The sequence below is a fragment of the Streptomyces sp. NPDC051364 genome (assembly GCF_040682115.1).
Lineage (GTDB): Bacteria > Actinomycetota > Actinomycetes > Streptomycetales > Streptomycetaceae > Streptomyces.
This window is the reverse complement of record NZ_JBFBAH010000018.1, coordinates 54,889-74,897: the sequence shown is the minus strand read 5'-3', so window position 1 is coordinate 74,897 and position 20,009 is coordinate 54,889. Positions and strand designations below refer to the sequence as shown.

Below are 20,009 nucleotides of genomic sequence, written 5' to 3'. Positions count from 1 at the left end.
TTGGCTTGCTGATGGCCGGCATGGCGAATGCCAGGCAGGTGGGCAGTGGGGTGCGACGCTGCGCCCGGCCGGAATTCGCGCAAGTGTGCACGCTCCCAGGGTCTGTGAGCAACCGGCGGCCTGGGCGATGTCCGGCCTGACACGACTTCAGTAAAGGCCTGGCAAAGTCGCGGGACTGCGCCGCGACCACGCCGTCTCCCACGTACCAACGACAGGCCAGGAGGCGCGAGTGCGAGTGCGGTACCGCGAGACCCCGTCCACTCCGCTCGGCACAGCCACGCCACCACACGCACCGCGGTCGGCGCATGTCGTCCAGCACGGGCGCAGGTCTGCCGGGCCAGCCGCCGCTCCCGCAGGGCCGGCAGGCGCGGATCGGCGCGGAACCGGCCCAGCGGCCGCCGCAGTTCCGCCACCGAGGGCGTGCCGCCGTCGGCCGCCGTCGAGGTCAGGGAGGAGGCGATCTCTCTCGCGCTCTCGAACCACTCCATCTGCCCACCCCCGAGAACAGGACAGCAGATGGCGCGGTGCCCGTCACGGCCTCGCGGGGCTTTCGGGCGCACGCCGCCATGACGCGCGCCCCGACGTCCACCGTGCGGATCCACGGTTCGCGCCGCCACCGTCGATCAGGTCGAGGCGGGCGGTGCGCATGCCCGCTGGCCGGATCGGCACTCTGACGTGGCCGCGCCGGGCTGTGTTCAGCTACGTCCCGGCACGGCCACGCACCGGCACGCACTTCACCGGTGCGTCTTCCGTGTGCCGCCGCACGGCCTTTGCACGCCCCGATGAGGTAGGAGAGGTCATGCCCCGCATCACACGATGGACCGCGGTCGCCACCGTCGCCTTCGCCACCGTACTGGCCGCAACGCCCGGTGCCGGCGCGGCCGAAGGATCTGCCGCTGAGGCCAAGGCTGCGCCCCGCCCGGTGTACTGGACCGCGCAGCCGCAGGGCGTGACGGCAGCGGCGCCGCGGCGATTGCTGAACCAGGCCGTTCGGATCACCAACGACTTCGCCAAACGTCCCACCACCCAGTGCCTGGACGTCGACGCCAACGGCGGCGGCAACGGCACGGTCGTCCAGGTCTGGCAGTGCAACGGCACCACCCAGCAGCGCTGGTACCTCTGGAACAACGGCGCGCTTGAGAGCTATCGCTTCCCCGGAAAGTGCCTGGACGCGGACCTCAACGGGGGCGGCAACAACGGCACCAAGGTGCAGATCTGGGACTGCAACAACACACCGCAGCAGAGCTGGTCCCACCCCTCGGGCGACCGCGCCATCTACAACGCCCGCTTCTACGGCGGCGGCAACATCGTCATGGACCGCGACGCGAACGTCCTGGGGAACGGCGCCCGCGTCCAGTTGTGGCAGAAGAACTTCCAGTCACAGCAGTGGTGGGACGTGTGGACCGACTGACCTGGTAGTAGGGCAGCCCTGCACGGCGTCCGGACGTACGGCGCGGCGGTCGCCTCGGCCGGCCGGCGGTCATGGGCTCGGCGTGCCGGGCCGTCGGCGGTGGGGGAGCGGGCGGGTGTAGCGGCGGTGCAGTGCCTCGCGCGCGGCCTCGAAGGCGGTTTCGCCGCAGGAGGCCGGTCCCGCGGCGACGTCGGGGAGGGCATGGAGCCGGGTGCGCTCCTCGGCGGCCATGGTTTCGCAGGCCCGCAGTATGTCCAGGGTCGGGGCTCCCGCGTTGACCACGAGGACGGGCGCGTCCGGTGCAGCGGGCATCTTGAGGGGGAAGGTGACCAGCGACAGGACGGCGAGGCGGTCGCGGCTTTCGGCCCGGGCCCTGACCGTGCCCGTGGTGGCGGCCAGGTGCCCGCCGGCTGCCGTCACGTCGTGGAGCAGCCGCAGTGGGCCGGTCTCGGTCGACCGGCGGGAACGCCGGGGCGTCACGAGCGGGTCCCGGGTGGCGATTTCGTTGCAGGCGAGCTCCAGGCGGCGGGCCACGCATGGATCACGGAGGCCGGAGGCGAGGGCGAGGGCGTACGGGGCCAGGCGGCCGTCGATCAGGTCGTCGAGTGGCAGCAGCTTGAGGGTGCGGGCCCGCAGCAGCCAGGCCACCTCCACCCGGTAGCGGCCGTTGGGGTCGACGGCCTCCAGCTCGAGGCCGCTGTGCCAGCTGACGATGACCCGGTCATGGCGGTCACCAGTGGGGGCAACCTCGACGTGCACGTCCGCAACGGACCAGCGGCGGTTCCCGTACTCGGCGAGCGGCAGGCACAACTCCCCACCGGGGGCCAGGGCGCCGGACCGTGCCAGGCCGCTCAGGGTGGTGGTACCGGAGGGGCGTGAGTGCAGCACGGCGCCGACGAGGCGAACCGGCAGGAGGCTGTCGGCGAACGTCAGCACCGCCGCCCCGGGGTAACCCGGATCCGCCTCGGCCGTCATCGGGCTTCCCGAGGTGCGGGGGTACCGGTACCGGAGCGGGGAACGGCCTCGGTGTCCGACTCGGCCCGGGCCATCAGGTTCGTGAGATCCATGACGGACCGATACCAGGGCCGAGGTGCTCGCGCAGGACGCCGCGCCGGTGACGGGTCAGCCGGCGCCGGGCCCGTCGAAGGGATTCCGAGGCCGCTACACGGAGACCAGCTGCCCCGCACCCCGTACGACATCTCCCGGCCTCCGTGCCGAGCCGCAGGCCTGGCTGGCACCAGGGCGAATGGGTCCGCTGGCGCTACGGCCCCGCGGCCAGGAGGCGCTCGACAGCGACGCCCGGCGCGTGCACTGTGCTGATGGGCTGCGATGAGGAGTTCCCGGTACTCCGGCCGAGCGGGACTGCTTCGGCCGCCTGGTCTGCCCTCGGGCCAGGCTGCCGGTCGGACCGGGAGCGCTTGTCCGCGTGTGGCTTTCCAGGCCGCCTGTGGCGCGGACCTCGACGAGATCGGATGGGAGGGATTCCCCGCACGAGGTGTGCGGTGGTATCAGGCGCGGCGGAGAAGAACGATTCCGTCCCGGTGAGCGATGCTGCGGTACCCATGGCCGAGGGCGTCCTGGAGTTGCTGTACCTCGTCGGCGGCGGTGGCGAAGGGCCAGTCCCGGATGGCCGCGTCCGCCACGATGTACTCGGGATTGGGGCGGCTGTCGGGGAAGCCGAAGACGGTGACATTAGCCCGTTCGGTCAATTGTGGGGCGAGGTGGTTGGTGGCCGCCACGGTGGCGCCGCTTGGGATCTTGTCCAGGATCCAGTGGGTCGTAGCGACACGCGGGTCGTTGTGCCACGTAGCGGGCTGGACCAGCTGATAGAGCGGCGCCTGGAAGAACATGAAGGCTGTGACCACGCCGGAGACGGTGAGGGCGTGACGGACCTGAATGGTGGGCCACCGGGTGAGGGCGTCGATGAAAGCCGCGAAGACGATCGGCATGAGCACCGCGCTGTAGTGGAAGCCTGTGCCCCAGTACTGGGGGTTGTCGGAGAAGAAGCGCCAGGCCAGTGTGGGTAGCGCAACCAGTATCAGCGGTGAGCGCAGCGCCAGGAAGGCTGTGGGGGCGAGCAGGGCCAGAAGCGTCATGACCTTCACATCCGGCGTGATCATCCCGATCGTCCCCTGGTGCAGCAGATGCACCAGCCCCGAATCGGAACCCGCGCTGGGCAGCTTGTCCCAGTACGCATAGCTGCCTGCGAGGCTGAATGCCGGGATGATCACCAGCACCTCAAGCACTGTTCCCAGCAATCCGGCGGCGGCCGTGACCAGGCCCAGCCGCCAGGCCCCCTTCCAGGCGACCAGGCCGCCGATGACCGCCACCGTGAGCCCGAAGTCCTCCTTGACCAGCAGCAGAGGCAGGGCCCAGGCAATAGCCGCCCCAAGGCGGCCGCCGCCGAGAGCGGCGAGGGAGAACGCCAGCAGCGGGACCGCGAAGCAGACCTCGTGGAAGTCGAAGCCGACTGCCTGTGCGATACCCCAGGAGGCCCCGTATCCGGCCGCGACCACCACGGCCGCTGTGCGACCGAGGGCCCGCTCGGCCCACCGGGCCAGCGGCACGACAGCGATGGCGAACAGCGCGGCCTGCGCAAGCAGCAACGTAAGCGGAGAGGGCCACAGGCGGTAGAACGGCGCCAGTGTGGCCAGCACGGGCGAGAAGTGGTCTCCCATCAGCGGGAAGCCCGGCCCTTTCAGCTCCGACACCGGCAGGTGCAGGTGTGCGTAGGAGCGGACCGCCTGCTCGAAGATGCCCAGGTCATAACCGGTGGTCTGCAGCCGCTGATGACGCCGGACCGATACGCATGCGTACGCCCCGAACAGAACCGCCGCCGTACTCCAGAACCAGGACGGCCTCTTCCTGAAATGGGCGTGGCGCCGGACGGGATGGAACACCGGTCTGGTGGCCGATGTGATGGATCCATGACGGAACAGAACCCGTCGGCCCATGTACGGCAAGTAGCTTCCCTTTCCGTAATGGTTGTCTGCTTTCAGATGAAAGTTTCCGCTCTCGGGTTGGAGTCGGCGAGTCGAATGACTCCCCGAGCGGTCGGCCAGGTCGCGATAAATGCCGGATTTACTGCAGCAGTGCCGGATGACGGACGGGCATGACGATCGAACAAGTGACCGCAGGGGGGCAGAGGGCACGTTTCGGCTGCCGCGCGCCCGGGTGGTGCCCCTGCCTGGCCCGCCCGCGTCGTACACCGTGGCGATCGAGCGGTATCTCACCGGTGCGGGCACCGCGAAGTCCTCCGCGCGGATCGACCGGGTCTCGCTGACGGCGTGGGGATGGATGCCCACCGGAGCGTCCCGGCCGGTGCGGAACTGCTCGACCAGGGCGGCCACCCGGAGCGGCGATAAGGGGGCGGCCCGATCCGGCGCCGAGCGGGCCGGTACGTGGGCGGGGAGTGCTCCGAGCGCAGAGCGCTGAGCACCACACTGGGCCACTCAACCGTCCACCGCGGCCGGTCAAGAGGCTGCTTGAGCATGTCTGACGAGCGGTCCCTGCCCGCCAGACACTTCTGATGCCCGGGCGATACGCGGCAGCAACGGCCCTGATGGGTCGTCCCAGAGAAGGACCACTTCATCCGCCCCCGGCCCATCTGTTACGTCTGTGGGTGTCGCGCGACTCGATACCATCGCCTGGTCGCGCGGACGGAAAGTGAGTCGACGCCAGCATGACTGACGAAGTAAATGGGGAGCCCGTCGGCAGATTTCTCGGCCGGGCGCGAGAAGTCGCGATCCTGCGCGCGGTGCTGGAGGGCGAAGGTGGCACCTGGTGCGTCGCGGTCACCGGCGAACCGGGGATCGGCAAGAGTCGGCTCCTGACAGAGCTGGGGAAGCTCGCGGACACAGCAGGATGGACGGTACGCAGCGCACGCGCGGCGGAGTTCGAGACCCACATCCCGTTCGGTGTCTTCGTCACCGCACTCGACGACCAGCTCGCCGAGCTGGGCCCGGAGCGTCTCGCTTCCCTCGGGCAACAGCAGCTCGCACTTCTCGCGACCGTGTTCCCGGCGATTCCCGCCGTCGGTCCCGCCGACCTGGTCGACGCGGAGCGGTACCGGCTGCACCGGGCGGTTCGGGCGTTGCTGGAGCTGGTCGCCGAGCCGTCCGGGCTGGTGCTCGTCTTCGACGATCTGCACTGGGCGGACGAGGGTTCGGTCGAGCTGCTCGACCATCTTTTGCGCCACCCGCCCCAGGTGCGGGTGGTCCTGGCCTTGGCGGGCAGGCCCCGGCAGACGTCGCTGCGGCTGTGGCACGCGCTGTCCCGCGCCGCGACCGACGGGGTGGCCGAGCTGCTGGAACTCGCGCCGCTGAGCCAAGCCGATGCCGGCCACGTCATGCCGGAAGGTCTGAGCCGTTCCCGGCGGGAAGAGCTTTACCGGGCCAGTGGCGGAAACCCGTTCTACCTGGAAGCCCTGGTGCGGGCCGGTGAGCGGGGTATCGCCGTCGGTGATGCGGTGCTCCACCCCGACGGGGCGATCCCGGTGGCGGTCCACGCGGTGCTCGCCGCCGAGTTGGCCGCGTTGACCCCGCAAGAGCGGGTCGTCGCGCACGCCGCCGCGGTCGTGGGTGACGACTTCGAGGCTGATTCCCTCGCCGAAACGGCGGCAATGGACGCCGGGTCCGTGCTCGCCGCGCTCGACCGGCTCGCCGAGCGTGACCTGCTGCGGCTGGACGGCGCGACCCGCCGGTTCCGGTACCGGCATCCGCTGGTGCGCAGCGTCGCCTACCAGGACGCCGGCCCTGGCTGGCGGCTTCAGGCACACGGCCGGGCCGCGTCGGCACTCCGGAGCCGGGGCGCGCCGCCGGCCGAGTTCGCCCGCCACGTGGAGCGATCCGCCGTCCGCGGTGACCGCGAGGCGGTTGCGGCGCTCACCGAGGCGGCCGAGGCGACGATGCACACCACGCCGGCGACCGCCGGGCACTTCCTGCGGGCGGCCATCCGGTTGCTGCCCGACTCGGAGTCGGCCACGCCGCAGCGCCTCATCCTGCTCGGCCGGCTGGCACACGTACTCGGCGCCACGGGCGACCTGCGGCAGGCCAGGGAAACCATGCAGGAGGTGTTGCGTCTCCTGCCTGCCGAACTCACCCAGATCCGGGCACAGACGGCGCGGGCCTGCGCGACGGTGGAGCAGATTCTCGGGCGCTACACCGAGGCCAGGGCGATGCTGCACAGCGAGTGGAAACGTGTCGAAGGTGTTGACGCCCACTCGGCGGCCTTCCTGCTCGTCGCGCTCGTTGCCGGTGAAAGTGTGGAGCGCGTGCACGGACAGGACCGGGTGGCCGAGGCGATCGCCGCCGCGCGGGAAGTCGGGGATCCGATGCTGCTGGCGACTGCGTTGTCGGCCGCAACGCTCATCGACCGGCGGGCGGACCGGCTCGACGAGGCGGCTGCACTCCTGGACGCGCTGCCCGACAGCGACCTGGTCCGCGACATCGATGCGGCGTTCTGGCTGAGCTGGTCGGAAGTCTCCGCCGACCGGCTCACGGCGGCGAGCCGGCACATGAGCCGTGGCCTGCAACTGGCACGCGCGAGCAGGCAGTCACACAAGATCGCGCTGCTGACCGCGGTCCGCGGCATGGTGCACGCGTACCTCGGCGAGCTGGCGGCGGCGACGACCTGCTTCGACGACAGCCTGGAGTCGGCGGAACTGACCGGCAGCGAGGAACTGCGCGTCATGGCGTTGACCTTCGGGTGCTGGATCACCACCTGGCGCGGCGACCTTACCGAGGCGATCCGCCTCGGTAAGGAGGCCATCGTCGTCGACGACCAGGCGACGGCCATGAGTTCCTGGCGCAGTGGCCAGGCCGAGGCGATGCTGGCGCAGGCGATGTTGCACGCGGGTGATCCGCACGCCTGCATCGCGCTGCTGCTCACCAGTGGCGGCGGTGCCGAGCTGCCCGCGGTGGGCCTCCGGACCAGGCCGTTGGTGTACCTGTTGCTCACGGAGGCGGAGGTCGTGGCCGGCCGGGTTGCCGCGGCCGCAGCATGGGCCGCCCGAGCGGAGAACGCAGCCGGTCAGCTCGAGCTTCCGCTGCGCACCGCCATGGCACAGCAGGCCCGCGCGATCGCCACGCTGCCCACGGATCCGGCGGCAGCCGCCCCGCTCGCTGTCGCCGCTGCCGGAACGTTCGGCCGGATCGGGGCGGCCGTGGAGGCCGGGCGGGCGCACTTGCTCGCCGCGACGGCGTTCGGCGGCATCGGGGCGATGGAACAGGCCCGTACCCACCTCGTGTCCGCCCGCGCATTGTTCACGCGGTGTGACGCGCAACTGTTCCTGCCGCAGGTCGCACGTGAGGAGCGGCGCCTGAATGCGCGCGGCCCCCGGCCCGAAAGCGGCGCCGAGCGGTTCGACTTGACCGCCCGTGAGGTCGAGATAGTCAACCTGGTCTCGGACGGCCTGACCAACCGGGACATCGGCCTCCGGCTGCACTTGAGTCCCAAGACCATCGAAGTCCACCTGGGCCGGGTCTACGCGAAGGTCGGCGTCTCCGGTCGTGCTGCTCTGGCCGGCGTGTGGGCCGCCGCGGCCCGCGATTGAGGGCGCCACAGCGGCCAACAACTCAGTTGGCGAGGTCGCGTACGTACAGGTTGAACTTCCGGTTGGTGCCGTCACCGCCCAGGTTCGTCGCGCTGGTCGTGAAAGCGACGTGGTGGCCGTCGGCCGAAATCGAGGCGCTGTAGCCGTACCCATCGCTCTGCGAGCCGTCATTGGCGACGCTGACCCTGGTCGTGGTGGCGGTCACCCGGTCTCGGACGAACACGTCCCAGCTTGAGTTGGTGTCGCCGGTCACCAGCTTGTCCTCGCCGGACACGAACGCGATGTAGCGGCCGTCGGCAGAGAGCGTCGTCCGCTCCTGACCGGGGGTTCTGCTGTCGCTCAGGGCATTGGGGCCAAGGTTCACCTGCGTCGTCGTCCGGGTAACCCGGTCGTACAGGAAGATGTCGGTGTCGAACGGACCGCCGGTGTCGCCCGCCACCAGATTCGACGCCGTGGATTCGAACGCGACGTAGCGGCCGTCGCCCGAGATGGTCGCCGTGCGACTGGCGGAATTGCCTTCGTTGCCGTCGGGACCGACACTGATCCGGTCGGTGTACCCGGTCAGCTGATCATGCACAAACACGTCGTCCGCGTGATTGGTGTCGGGGAACAGGGACAGCGTCGTCGCCCCGGAAGAGAAGGCGACGTAGCGCCCATCTGCCGAAATCGTCGGCAGTTGGCTGATGTCGTTGCCCTGGCGACCGTTCGAATCGACGCTGACCCTGTTGGTCTCACCGGTCTGCCGGTCGCGCACGAAGACGTCGTGGATGTCGTTGGTGTCGCCGAACACCAGGTTCGACGCGGGAGAGTCGAACGCGACGAACCGGCCGTCGGCGGAGATCGACGGATGGAAACTCTCACTGTCGCTCTGCTCGCCGTGGCTTCCGACGCTGACCCTGGTCGTCTCACCGGTCTGCAGGTCGTGCACGAAAATGTCGCGGTAACGGTTGGTGTCACCGGCCACCAGGTTCGTCGCGGAGGACTCGAACGCGACGTAGCGGCCGTCGGCGGAGATCGACGGATTCCGGCTCACGTTGTTGGCCTGGCTGCCTGCGGAGTCGACGCTGACCCTGGTGATGACGCCGGTCTGCCGGTCGCGCACGAACACGTCGTCCGCTCGGTTGGTGTCGCCGGCCACCAGATCCCTTGCCGGCGAGGCGAACGCCACGTAGCGGCCGTCGGCGGAGATCGACGGCCCGCTGGCGGAGATACTGATCGGTGCCGTGCCTGCCGGCCTCGGCTCGGAATCCGTGGCATGCGCGACGCCGGCCGGCAGCAGCGCCGCGACGATTCCCGACGCGAGCACTGCGCGCCCTGTGTTGCGGATTACGGAGAGACGTCTCATGGGTGTCCTTCTGTTCGGTTCGCCGCCACGGCAGCGTGTTGCCCGGATCAGCGTTCCGTGTCGGACCGGCCGAAGCATGAGGGAACCCCCTACACCTTCGGCGTCGCGTTCTGCGCGCCGCGCGTGTGGACATGTCACGCTGCATTTCAGCGTGACATGTCCGATCCGGCCTCTTGCTGTGAGCAATGGCCGGTGGATCGGGCTGGACGCCGCCCCGTCAGCCGCCCACGTAGACGTCCTCCACGTAGCGGCCGTCCGCCACCAGCCCCCGGAGCCACTCCGAGGCCGTCGACCCGTCCTTCCCGCTGTACCGGACGTACAGCTGCCGGAAGGCTTCGCGGACGCCCGGGGCCATGCGGGAGCCGTCCCCGCAGACGTGGATGCGGGCGCCCGCCTCGGTCAGCCGCCAGACCTCCTCACCCTCCGCCTCGATCCGGTGCTGTACGAAGCGGACCTCGCCTTCGGGTGCCAGTGAGAAGGCGGGGCGCATGGACACGGTGCCCTCGCGGTCGGCGTCCTCCAGCTCCGTTCGGTGGAGGTAGTCCACATCCGGGTGATCGCAGCCGAAGTAGCAGAGTGCGGGGGCCAGTTCGGCTCCCGACGCACGCAGCGCGCGACGGTCGGCGATCGCCCCCCGGAAGGGCGCGAGGCCGGTACCCGCGCCGATCATGATGACCGGCGTCCGCTCGTCATGCGGAATGCGGAAGGCCTCCCGGCACGGCTGTACCCGGGCGAGGATCGTGTCGCCGGGACGTACCCGGTGCAGGTACGCAGAGCCCACTCCGCGGAACACTCCGTCCCGGCCGGAGCGGTGGGGGGCTTCCAGGAGCGAGATCATCAGGTCTGCCTGCTCCGGACCTGCCGACGGGGACGAGGAGATGGAGTAGTGGCGGGGCCGCAAGGGCTCCAGCAGTTCCAGCAGTACGGGCCACGGCAGACGGCCCTGGAGTGCGGGGTGCTCCTCGACGAGGTCCACGAGGCTGCCCGGGCGGGCTCCGTCGGCTCCCGCGGCCTCTGCCGCGATCCGTTCCAGCGCGGCCTTCTCCGGCGGGCACGGGTTGTGCGTCGCGAGGACGGCCGCTTGCTCGGCCGTCACCGGGGCCTGGAGCTCGACGTACCGGGCGAGCAGTTCGCGTACGGAGACGGGGCGGTCGAGCGGCAGGGTGGTCCGGCCGGGCCGGTGGGTCCGGATGTTCAGGACCGAGCCCAGGTCGGCACCCAGGACCCGGGCTGCCCGCTCCACCTGGTCGGGGTCGTTGGCCGGGAGGACGGCGAGGTGGTCGGCGGTGCGGTAGTGGACCCCTTCGGGAAGCCGGACGCGCAGGAAGCGCTTCGGCCTGCCCGCCGGGTGGCCGAGGTCGGCGAGGTCCCCGGTGTGCGTCACCGTCATCGGCTGAAGGTCGTGTCGCCGGGCCAGTGCGTCGAGCGGCTCACCCGTGATCTCGACGACGTCGTACGCCGGGCCGGGTGATTCCTCCGCCCGGGAGGGGGCCACGGACGCCGGGTCGCCGTAGCGCTCCAGCAGCGTACGGCGCAGGGCGGCGGTGAAGCCGCGTACCGCTCCCGCGAGGTCTCCGGAGGCGTCGGCCTCGGCACGGTCCATCAGCCGCGCCGCACCCGCCGAGGCGAGGCGGCCGTCGATGAGCGCTGGTACCTGCTGGTAGGTGGCGGCCCAGTTGCGGTCCCCGACGCCCAGGACGGCGTACTGCACGCCTTCCGCGGCACCGGGGCCCGCCTGCGTCAGCCAGGAGACGAATCCGGCCGCGTCGTCGGTGGGGCGTCCGTTGTACGACGCGGCGACGACGACCAGTGGCCCGTCCGTCGGCAGCCCGCCGTCACGGTGGTCGTCGAGTGGCGCGACACGCGTCCCGAAGCCCAGTTCCGCTGCCGTTTCGGCCAGTTCTTCCGCGTACGTGCGGCAGGTGCCGAAGTTGGATCCGTGCAGCAGCGTCAGCGTCGTACCGGGAACGGCCCGGGTGGGGGAGGCTCCCGTGGCCGGCGCCTCCGTGCCTTCCCCGTGGCCGGCCGGGAGGACCGCCCCGAGGGCCGCACGGTTGCGGGAGCGGTCGGCCGGGGTGCGCCGGCCCAGGGCCAGCGTGAACCCGTCGGGCTTGAGCGTGAGCGTCTCCTTGATGCGCAGCTCGTACCGCCCCTGGTCGATGAAGCGGTAGCGGTGCACCAGCATGCCCAGCAGCATCGTCGCCTCGTGGAGGGCGAACTGTCGTCCGATGCAGGCGCGTTCCCCGGTCCCGAACGGCTTGTACGCGTGCGGGGAACGGGCCGCCTCCGCCTCGGCGGCGAACCGGTCCGGGTCGAACTCCTCCGCGTTGTCGCCCCACACCGGGTCGCGGTGCAGCATCGGGGTCAGCACCAGCATCCGCTGCCCCGCCTTGACCGGGTAGCGGCCGCCGATCACGGTGTCGGCGCGCGCCTCGCGTGCGAACGCGGCGGCGGTCGGCCACAGCCGCAGCGTCTCGTTGAGGACCTGGCGCACGTAGCGCAGCCTGCCGATGTCCTCGAAGGCGGGCTCGGGGTCCGGGTCGTCGCCCCACAGCGCGTCGGTCTCGGCCTGGGCCAGGTGCAGCACCGCCGTGTTCTTCATGAGGTGGTACAGCGCGAACGAAAGGGCGCCCGAAGTCGTCTCGTGGCCCGCGATCAGGAACGTGATCAGCTGGTTCCTGATGTTCGCCTCGTCGAGCACCTCGCCGGACCGGGGGTGCGGGGAGCCCAGCATCAGGCCCAGGAGATCGTCGGTCGAGGTGTCCCCCGAGGCCTTGCGCTGCTCGATCACCTCGTCGACGACCCGGGCCAGGTAGGCGGCGTCCGCGGCGAACGCCACGTCCTCGGCGGTGTGGTCCGCGCCGGGCACCCGGCCGAGTTTGGCCTGGCTGTGGGCGAGGGCCCGGACGAGTGCCTGGACGAACGGGTGCGCCTGCTCACGCTCGAAGGACGCGAAGTCGTAGCCGAAGCCGGACAGGCCGATGGTGTCCAGGGTCATCCGGGTCATGTCCTCGGCGACGTCGACCGGGGCCGACACGCCGGCGCCCGCGGTGAACCGCGCGTCCCAGGAGCCGATGAGCCGCTTGGCGACCCGCAGCATGTGCGGGTGGTAGGTGCGCATCGAGGTGAGGGCGAAGGCCGGGAGCAGGATGTCGTGCGCCTTGGCCCAGTTGGGCTCGTCGTTGTACGCGGTGAACAGTCCGTCGGCGGCGACCTCGCGTACGTTCTCCAGCGCCGGACCGATGCCCTTGACGAAGCGCTGCTCGTCGGAGAGTTCCTCCACCAGCGCCGCCGCACTCACGAACACGGTCTCCCGGTCGTGGAAGCGCTGGACGAAGACCGGACCGAGCCGGCGCGCGTGCCCCATGGCCGTCTGCAGTGGGGTGCTCGTCATCCCCGAGTCGCTCACGTCGACGACCGGCAGGTGCGCAGCGTCGTCGTCGAGGGGTCCGGTGCCGGTGGTGTGCGATTCACTCATGGCGTCTGCCTCTTCTGGTCACGTCATTGCCTGGACCTGTGCACCCGCTCACTGACCGGATGCCGTGTCGTGTCCACGGTGACGCGGCCGCCGGGGCGATCGCGTACGACGACTACCTATTCTTGTAGTGGTGTTTTCCGTTCCGGGCCTTGATCGGGGGCAGTTGGCCGTGGCAGAGGGAGAGCGCGTGACACAGCCGTCACGGCATGCGTTGGGCGAGGCGGCGGCGGCCTGGCGGTCACGTTTCGTCAGCCTGTTCGACAGGGCGCCCGTGGCACTGGCGATCAGCGACGCGTACGGTCTGATCCTCGGCGCGAACCCCGCGTTCGCCTCCGCATGGCAGCTCCAACCGGGAAAACTGGAAGGCCGCCGACTCCTCGACATCCTCACTCCGACCAACGACCGGCAGCTGCGCAGACTGGACGAGGCCCTGCGCTCGCGCCGCAGGTCCCGCTACCCGGTCGAGGTGAGCTGGCAGGTCCGGGGGGCGGCCCGCCACGGCCGGGTCACCGTCGAACCGGTCTCCGACCCGCAGGACGACATCCCCCGCCTGCTGGTCTCGCTGACCGAGGAAACGAGCGGAGGCCGGCCCGAGCTGCCACCGGAGGACCCGGCCGACGGCCTGAGCCCCCAGGAGGCGCGCATCCTGCCGCTCGTCGCGGCGGGGGCGTCGGGATCGGCCATCGCCCGCGCGGTGGGCCTCACCGTCGACGGGGTCAACTACCACGTGACCCGGCTCTGCCGGCGGCTCGACGTACCCAACCGCCCCGCTCTGATCGCCCGCGCCTACGTCCTGGGCCTGCTGGACCCGACGGCATGGCCTCCGCGTGTGACGGCGGCCGGTCCGGAGCGGCCCTGAGGCGGCATCTCCGTGCCCTGCCGCGCACCTCAGGTGCCAGGGGCGCGGCCCTTGGGCTGGCGGGGTTCGGGGGAGTCGGGCGCGGGTGGGACGGGGAGGTCCGTCGGCGTGTCCATGGTGAGTGCGACCCGGGTGCCGTGATGCATCACGGTGAGGGGCCCTCCGGACAGGAGCGTGTAGCGGGCCGTCGACCGGCCCATGTCGATGCGGATCAGCCGCTCCTGGACACGGACGTTGAAGGCCAGCCGGGTCAGCGAGGACGGCAGACGCGGTGCGAACCGTACCGGGGCTTCCGGTTCCTCGGCCTGCGGGATCCCGGACGGCTGGTCCTGCGGGTGTGTGGCCGGGGCCGGACGGAGGCCGCGCAGCCCGCCGAGGCCCTGGACCAGGGCGATCCAGGTGCCGGCGAGCGAGGCCATGTGGAGGCCGTCCCGCGTGTTGTGTTCGAGGTCGTCCAGGTCCATCAGCGCCGCCTCGCGGGTATAGGCCCAGGCGAGGCGAAGGTGGCCGGTCTCGGCGGCGAGCACGGCCTGGCAGCAGGCGGAGAGGGAGGAGTCCCTGACCGTCAGCGGCTCGTAGTAGGCGAAGTTGCGGACCTTTTCCTCGGAAGTGAACTCGTCCGGGCACGTGAACATGGCCAGAACCAGATCCGCCTGCTTGACGACCTGCTTGCGGTACAGGTCGAAGTACGGGAAGTGCAGCAGCAGCGGGTACTGGTCCTCGGAGGTGCCGTCGAAGTCCCAGGGTTCCTGGTCGGTGAAGCCGTCGGACTGCTCGTGCACCTGGAGCCGCTGGTTGTAGGGGATGGCCGTCCGCGCGGCGGTGTTGCGCCAGTCCGCGATCTCCTCGGCGCCGACGCCGAGGTCCGGTGCCCGGTCCGGGTGGCGCGAGACGGCGTCCGCCGCGGCGAGGAGGTTCCGCCGGGCCATGGCGTTGGTGTAGAGGTTGTCGCGTGCGATGGCGCTGTACTCGTCGGGACCGGTGACCCCGTCGATGTGGAAGACGCCGTCGGCGTCGAAGTGGCCGAGCGAGCGCCAGAGCCGCGCGGTGTGCACCAGCAGGTCGAGTCCGGGACCGCGGTAGAACTCCCGGTCGCCGGTGAAGAGCACGTACCGCTCGACGGCTGCGGCGATGTCGGCGTTGACGTGGAAGGCGACGGTTCCGGCGGGCCAGTAGGCGGAGCACTCGGCGCCGTTGATCGTACGCCAGGGGAAGGCCGCCCCGTCCAGACCGAGTTGACGGGCGCGTTCCAGCGCGCGGGGAAGGGTGGAATGCCGCCATGCGAGTGCGGAGGCGACGGTGTACGGCGCGGTGTGCGTGAGGACGGGCAGGACGAAGGACTCGGTGTCCCAGAAGGCGTGGCCGTCATAGCCGGTGCCCGTGAGGCCCTTGGCCGGAATGGGGCGCCGCTCGCTGCGCGCGGAGGCCTGGTAGAGATGGAAGAGGCCGAACCGGACGGCCTGCTGGACCTCTTCGTCGCCCTCCACCTCGACGTCGGCGGAGGACCAGAACTCGTCCAGGCAGGCCCGCTGTGCGTCGAGCAGCCCCTGCCACCCGGTGGTGCGGGCCCCTGCCAGCCCGCCCTCCACCTGGTCGCGTACGGCGGGCAGGGAGCGCTGTGCCGACCAGCCGTAGGCCACGAACTTGACGAGTTCGAGCCGTTGCCCGGGTTCGAGGGTGGCGGTCACGGTCAGGCGGGCGACGTCCGGTTCGCTCTCGGCGGCCCACGCGGTGCCGACGGGGCCCTCCACGATGTGGTCGGCCGCCACCGCGACGCGCTGCCCGCTGGTGGCCGTGCAGTGGACGAGGCGCAGCCGGGTGTCGTGCGCGTAGTGCTCCTCGGGGAGCAGCGGGCGGTCGATGGCGGCGGCCATGCGCGGGTCGCCGGAGGCGGTGGGCAACTGCTCGTTGGCGACGAGCTCGGACTGCACGGCGATGGTGGCCGGACCGTTGACGGTCTCGACGCTGTACGAGATCGCCGCGACGGCCCGCTGCGCGAGGGAGACCACGCGGTGCGAGGTCAGGCGTACCGTCCGGCCGGAGGGCGTGGTCCACTCCGCGGACCGGCTCAGGACGCCGGTACGGAAGTCCAGGACGCGTTCGTGCGAGAGGAGTTCGCCGTAGCGCAGGTCGAAGGGGTGGTCGTCGACGAGCAGCCGGATGACTTTGCCGTCGGTGACGTTGACGGTCGTCTGCCCGGACTCCGGATACCCGTACCCGGCCTCGGCGTAGGGGAGCGGGTGGCTCGCGTAGACGCTGTTGAGGTAGGAGCCCGGCAGGCCGTGGGGCTCGCCCTCGTCGAGGTTGCCGCGCCAGCCGAGATGGCCGTTGGACTGGGCGAACACGGATTCGCTCTGCGCGAGGACATCGAGGTCGAGGGCCGTCTCCCGCAGCTGCCAGGGTTCGGTCGCGAAGTTCTCGTGAGTGATCACCCGCGGTCCAGCAGCTCGGAGAGGTCGGTGACGACGACATCGGCCCCGTGCGCACGCAGTTCGGCCGCCTGACCGGTGCGGTCGACGCCGACGACGAAACCGAAGCCGCCCGCCTTGCCGGCGGCCACCCCGGCCAGCGCGTCCTCGAACACGGCGGCATCGCGCGGGTCGGCGGCGAAGAGGCGGGCGGCCGCCAGGTAGCTGTCGGGGGAGGGCTTGCCGCGCAATCCCTGCTCGGCGATCGTGATGCCGTCGACACGGTCTTCGAAGAGGTCCTCGATGCCGGCCGCCACCAGCACGTCGCGGCAGTTGGCGCTGGAGGAGACGACAGCGCGGCGCAGGCCCGCGTCGCGTACGGCGCGCACGTAGGCCACGGAGCCCTCGTAGGGCTCCACCCCCTGCTCGCGGATCGCGCGGAGCACCAGGTCGTTCTTGCGGGTGCCCAGACCGTGGACCGTCTCCTGGTCGGGGCCGTCACTCACCGTGCCCTCGGGCAGCGTGATGTCACGGGAGGTGAGGAAGGTGCGTACGCCGTCCTCGCGGGGGCGGCCGTCCACGTACTCGTCGTAGTCGTGCACGATATCGAAGGGCACGAAGGGCGAACCGTCGCGGTCGGCCCGCTGACGCAGGTAGTCGTCGAACATCTCCTTCCAGGCGGCCGCGTGGACCTTCGCGGTCCGGGTGAGTACGCCGTCGAGGTCGAAGAGGCAGGCGCTGACGTGGTCGGGGAGTCCCAGCATGCCGTCGAGGCTAGGAGGATGTGGCGGCCGGCGGGCAGTGCGGCGCCCGGAGGACGCGCGTGATAGCCCGTGCGGCTGAGGGGGTGTGGCGTTCGGAGCAACGCGTCCGTCGCCTCACCGCCCGCCGGGCCGGTCTCGTTCGGGCAGGTGCCACCGGTGGGGGGCGACGAGGGAGGTGACGGCCCCGGGCCCCCAGGATCCGGGGGCGTACGGGACGACGGGTGGAGGGGCGTCCAGCAGCGGCGCGGAGACCTCCCACAGGCGTTCGATGCCGTCGGAGCGGGTGAAGAGGGACTGGTCGCCGAGCATGGCCTGGAGGATGAGGTGCTCGTACGCCTCCAGGGAGTTCTCGGTGGTGAAGGAGCTGCGGTAGCCGAAGACCATGTCGGCTTCCGCGAGCTGCATGGTGGGGCCGGGTTCCTTGGCGAGGAAGCGGGCGGTGATGGAGCCGGGGTCGGCGAAGTCGATGACGAGTTCGTTGGCGCGGCCGTCCGCCGCCTCCCGGGCGTCCAGGGGGAACATGCCCAGCACGGGCTCGCGCAGGCCGAGGGTGACGACGTGCCGGCCCTCGGCCAGCGCCTTGCCCGAGCGCAGGTGGAAGGGCACGCCGGCCCAGCGCCAGTTGTCGATGTCGACGCGCAGCGCGACGAAGGTCTCGGTGTCCGAGTCCGGATCGACCCCCGGCTCGGCGCGGTAGCCGGTGTACTGGCCGCGTACGACGTGGGCGGGGTCCAGGGGCCGCATGCTGCGGAAGACCTTGACCTGCTCGTCCCGGAGCGACTGCGCCTCGAGGGCGACCGGCGGTTCCATCGCCACGAATCCGAGCAGCTGGAACAGGTGCGTGACGACCATGTCGCGGAAGGTTCCGGTGCCCTCGAAGAAGTGGGCGCGGCCCTGGATGTCGATCTGCTCGGGCACGTCGATCTGCACGTGGCTGATGTGCTCGCGGTTCCAGAGCGGCTCGAAGAGACCGTTGGCGAACCGCAGGGCGAGGATGTTGTCCACCGCCTCCTTGCCGAGGAAGTGGTCGATGCGGAACACCCGGGACTCATCGAAGACGGCGTGGACGGCCGCGTTGAGTGCGCGGGCGGACGCGAGGTCCGTCCCGAAGGGCTTCTCGACGATGACACGCGCGTCCTGGGCCAGCCCCGTGGCCCCGAGCAGCCCGATGACGGAAGTGAACGCCACGGGCGGGACGGCGAGGTGGAACAACCGCCGCGGCGTGCCGCCGACGGCCCGCTCGGCCTCGCCCACCGCCGTCACCAGCGGTTCGGTCGCGTCCGTGTCGGCCGCGCCGAAGGACAGGGCGGCCTCGAACTCCTGCCACGCGGGGCCCTCGGGGCGCGAGCGGCCGAACTCCGCCACGGCCTGGCGCGCGTGGGCGCGGAACTGCTCGTCGTTCAGGGCCTCGGCCGCCGGGGCGGAGCCGACGATGCGGTAGCGCTGCGGCAGGAGCCCCGCCTGGGCGAGGTGGAAAAGGCCCGGCAGCAGTTTGCGCCTGGCCAGGTCACCCGTCGCGCCGAAGAGTACGACGACGTGGTCCGCGGGGCGCGGCTGGGGCTGGGGCTGAGGTTGGGAAGTATCGGAATCCCTGTCCATGGCGGGCCTCCTCACGCGTCCGCGCCGGGGCGCTTCTCGGCATGGCCGCCGAACTCGCTGCGCATGGCGGACAGCACCTTGGCGGTGAACTCGCCGAGCCCCCTGGACTCGTAGCGCTGGTAGAGGGAGGCGCTGATCACCGGGGCGGGCACGCTCTCCTCGATGGCCGCCAGCACGGTCCAGCGCCCTTCGCCGGAGTCGGACACGCGGCCCGTGAAGGCGTCGAGCCGTGGGGAGCGGGCCAGGGCGTCGGCGGTGAGGTCGACCAGCCACGAGCCGACGACCGACCCGCGGCGCCACACCTCGGCGACTTCGGCCACGTCGATCTCGTACCGGTAGGCCTCGGGATCGGACAGGGGAGCGGTCTCGGCGTCGGCGGTACGCGAGCGCAGGCCGGCGTCGGCGTGCTTGATGATGGCGAGGCCCTCGGCGATGGCGGCCATCATCCCGTACTCCACGCCGTTGTGGACCATCTTCACGAAGTGACCGGCGCCGCTGGGCCCGCAGTGGAGGTAGCCGTGCGACGCGGTGCCCTCGGTCCGGGTCCGGCTGGGGGTGGGCTCGGCGCTGCCGGTGCCGGGCGCGATGGTGCGGAAGAGGGGGGCGAGCCGTTCCACGGGACCCCGCTCGCCGCCGATCATGAGGCAGTAGCCGCGTTCCAGGCCCCAGACACCGCCCGAGGTGCCGCAGTCGACGTAGTGGATGCCGTGCTCGGCCAGGGCCCCGGCCCGGGTGATGTCGTCCCGGTAGTAGGAGTTACCGCCGTCGATGACCGTGTCGTCGGGCTCCAGGAGCCCGGCCAGCCGGTCCAGGGTCTCCTGGACCACGCCCGCAGGCACCATGAGCCACACGGCGCGGGGCCGTTCCAGCCGCTCGACGAGCTCCTCCAGCGAGAAGGCCGGGGTCGCGCCCTCCCCCTCCAGTGCCCGTACGGCGTCGGGGCTGACGTCGTTGACGAGGCACCGGTGGCCGTCCTGCATGAGCCGGCGCACCAGATTGGCACCCATCCGGCCGAGTCCGACCATTCCGAGCTGCATGGGTGCGTCCGATGTCATCGCCGTGCTCCCGTTCTCCCGTTCCTGGCCGCGGGCCCGCATCACGCAACAGGCGCCGTCCCGCGTGCGCGGCACCGCCCGCGCCACCCTTCCCCCTCCGCGCCCACTGTGGCCGCCCACCACGACCCCGGCACCCGGAACTCCGCCACTCGGCCCTGTCGGTGGTCTCAGGACACGGTCTGCCGGATGGCGGTCTGCGGCAGGTGCAGGCCGATGGCTCCGGTGCCGGAGCGGCGCAGTCGGCGTCGACCGCCGCGGCGCCCGGGTGTCCGGGCTGTACGCCCTGGTCGACCAGCACCGGGCGGGGCAGGGCGACGGTGTCAGGTCGCGCCCGGCAGGACACGCGCGTTGTCGACGTAGCGGCACAGCGCGCCGTCCTCGGGGCACCTCAGGCCGACCGAGATGCCCATCCACGGGTACGCGCGGGGTACATGTCTCCGTCCTTGATGCCGACCGGTATGCAGCAACCCACGCAGAAGCACTCGCCTTTGGCGACTTCGAACTCGTCGGCTCCGGTGCCGCACAGCACGCACTCGA

Annotated in this window: 11 protein-coding genes; 3 read left to right on the top strand and 8 right to left on the bottom strand. The window is 71.2% G+C overall.

Going from position 1 to position 20,009, the window contains the following annotated elements:
• The first annotated feature begins 799 nt into the window (after positions 1-799).
• Positions 800-1,411, top strand: coding sequence for an RICIN domain-containing protein (locus AB0M76_RS29680; protein WP_365955796.1), 612 nt, complete (start codon positions 800-802; stop codon positions 1,409-1,411).
• Between the two features lie 69 nt (positions 1,412-1,480).
• Here AB0M76_RS29680 and AB0M76_RS29675 read toward each other — a convergent pair whose 3' ends face one another.
• Entirely contained in the window at positions 1,481-2,386 is a 906-nt protein-coding gene (locus AB0M76_RS29675; RefSeq protein WP_365955794.1) for a hypothetical protein, read from the bottom strand.
• Positions 2,387-2,919: 533 nt separating this feature from the next.
• Positions 2,920-4,761, bottom strand: a complete 1,842-nt coding sequence (locus AB0M76_RS29670) for a DUF2079 domain-containing protein (protein WP_365955793.1) — start codon at positions 4,759-4,761, stop codon at positions 2,920-2,922.
• 332 nt (positions 4,762-5,093) lie between these two features.
• Here AB0M76_RS29670 and AB0M76_RS29665 point away from each other — a divergent pair, with 332 nt between their 5' ends.
• Entirely contained in the window at positions 5,094-7,964 is a 2,871-nt protein-coding gene (locus AB0M76_RS29665; RefSeq protein ID WP_365955792.1) for an AAA family ATPase, read from the top strand.
• A 22-nt stretch (positions 7,965-7,986) separates the two neighbouring features.
• Here AB0M76_RS29665 and AB0M76_RS29660 read toward each other — a convergent pair whose 3' ends face one another.
• Positions 7,987-9,309 carry a hypothetical protein gene (locus tag AB0M76_RS29660; RefSeq protein ID WP_365955791.1) on the bottom strand — a complete coding sequence of 441 codons (1,323 nt, stop codon included), beginning with the start codon at positions 9,307-9,309 and terminating at the stop codon, positions 7,987-7,989.
• 217 nt (positions 9,310-9,526) lie between these two features.
• Positions 9,527-12,787 carry a cytochrome P450 gene (locus AB0M76_RS29655; protein ID WP_365955790.1) on the bottom strand — a complete coding sequence of 1,087 codons (3,261 nt, stop codon included), beginning with the start codon at positions 12,785-12,787 and terminating at the stop codon, positions 9,527-9,529.
• A 187-nt stretch (positions 12,788-12,974) separates the two neighbouring features.
• Between AB0M76_RS29655 and AB0M76_RS29650 the strand changes: the two genes are divergently transcribed.
• Complete coding sequence (locus tag AB0M76_RS29650) at positions 12,975-13,646, top strand: LuxR C-terminal-related transcriptional regulator (protein ID WP_365955789.1); 672 nt, start codon at positions 12,975-12,977, stop codon at positions 13,644-13,646.
• 29 nt (positions 13,647-13,675) lie between these two features.
• Here the strand turns inward: AB0M76_RS29650 and AB0M76_RS29645 are convergent, their stop codons facing one another.
• From AB0M76_RS29645 to gnd, 4 genes are all read right to left on the bottom strand, one after another.
• Positions 13,676-16,078 carry a glycosyl hydrolase family 65 protein gene (locus tag AB0M76_RS29645; protein ID WP_365955788.1) on the bottom strand — a complete coding sequence of 801 codons (2,403 nt, stop codon included), beginning with the start codon at positions 16,076-16,078 and terminating at the stop codon, positions 13,676-13,678.
• Entirely contained in the window at positions 16,075-16,818 is a 744-nt protein-coding gene (locus tag AB0M76_RS29640) for a beta-phosphoglucomutase family hydrolase (protein WP_365955787.1), read from the bottom strand. Before AB0M76_RS29640 ends, AB0M76_RS29645 begins: the two co-directional genes overlap by 4 nt.
• Before the next feature lie 114 nt (positions 16,819-16,932).
• On the bottom strand, positions 16,933-18,417 hold the full coding sequence (zwf, locus tag AB0M76_RS29635) for a glucose-6-phosphate dehydrogenase (protein WP_365955786.1): 1,485 nt from the start codon (positions 18,415-18,417) through the stop codon (positions 16,933-16,935).
• A gap of 11 nt (positions 18,418-18,428) precedes the next feature.
• Positions 18,429-19,454 (bottom strand): phosphogluconate dehydrogenase (NAD(+)-dependent, decarboxylating), encoded by a 1,026-nt coding sequence (gnd, locus tag AB0M76_RS29630; protein WP_365955850.1) that lies wholly within the window; start codon positions 19,452-19,454, stop codon positions 18,429-18,431.
• Between the last annotated feature and the right edge of the window lie 555 nt (positions 19,455-20,009).

Excerpts from the sequence above, each read along its gene's own strand:
- AB0M76_RS29680 (WP_365955796.1), top strand. The coding sequence starts at position 800 with ATGCCCCGCATCACACGATGGACCGCGGTCGCCACCGTCGCCTTCGCC.
- AB0M76_RS29675 (WP_365955794.1), bottom strand. The coding sequence starts at position 2,386 with ATGACGGCCGAGGCGGATCCGGGTTACCCCGGGGCGGCGGTGCTGACG.
- AB0M76_RS29665 (WP_365955792.1), top strand. The coding sequence starts at position 5,094 with ATGACTGACGAAGTAAATGGGGAGCCCGTCGGCAGATTTCTCGGCCGG.
- AB0M76_RS29660 (WP_365955791.1), bottom strand. The coding sequence starts at position 9,309 with ATGAGACGTCTCTCCGTAATCCGCAACACAGGGCGCGCAGTGCTCGCG.
- AB0M76_RS29655 (WP_365955790.1), bottom strand. The coding sequence starts at position 12,787 with ATGAGTGAATCGCACACCACCGGCACCGGACCCCTCGACGACGACGCT.
- AB0M76_RS29640 (WP_365955787.1), bottom strand. The coding sequence starts at position 16,818 with ATGCTGGGACTCCCCGACCACGTCAGCGCCTGCCTCTTCGACCTCGAC.
- zwf (WP_365955786.1), bottom strand. The coding sequence starts at position 18,417 with ATGGACAGGGATTCCGATACTTCCCAACCTCAGCCCCAGCCCCAGCCG.
- gnd (WP_365955850.1), bottom strand. The coding sequence starts at position 19,454 with ATGCAGCTCGGAATGGTCGGACTCGGCCGGATGGGTGCCAATCTGGTG.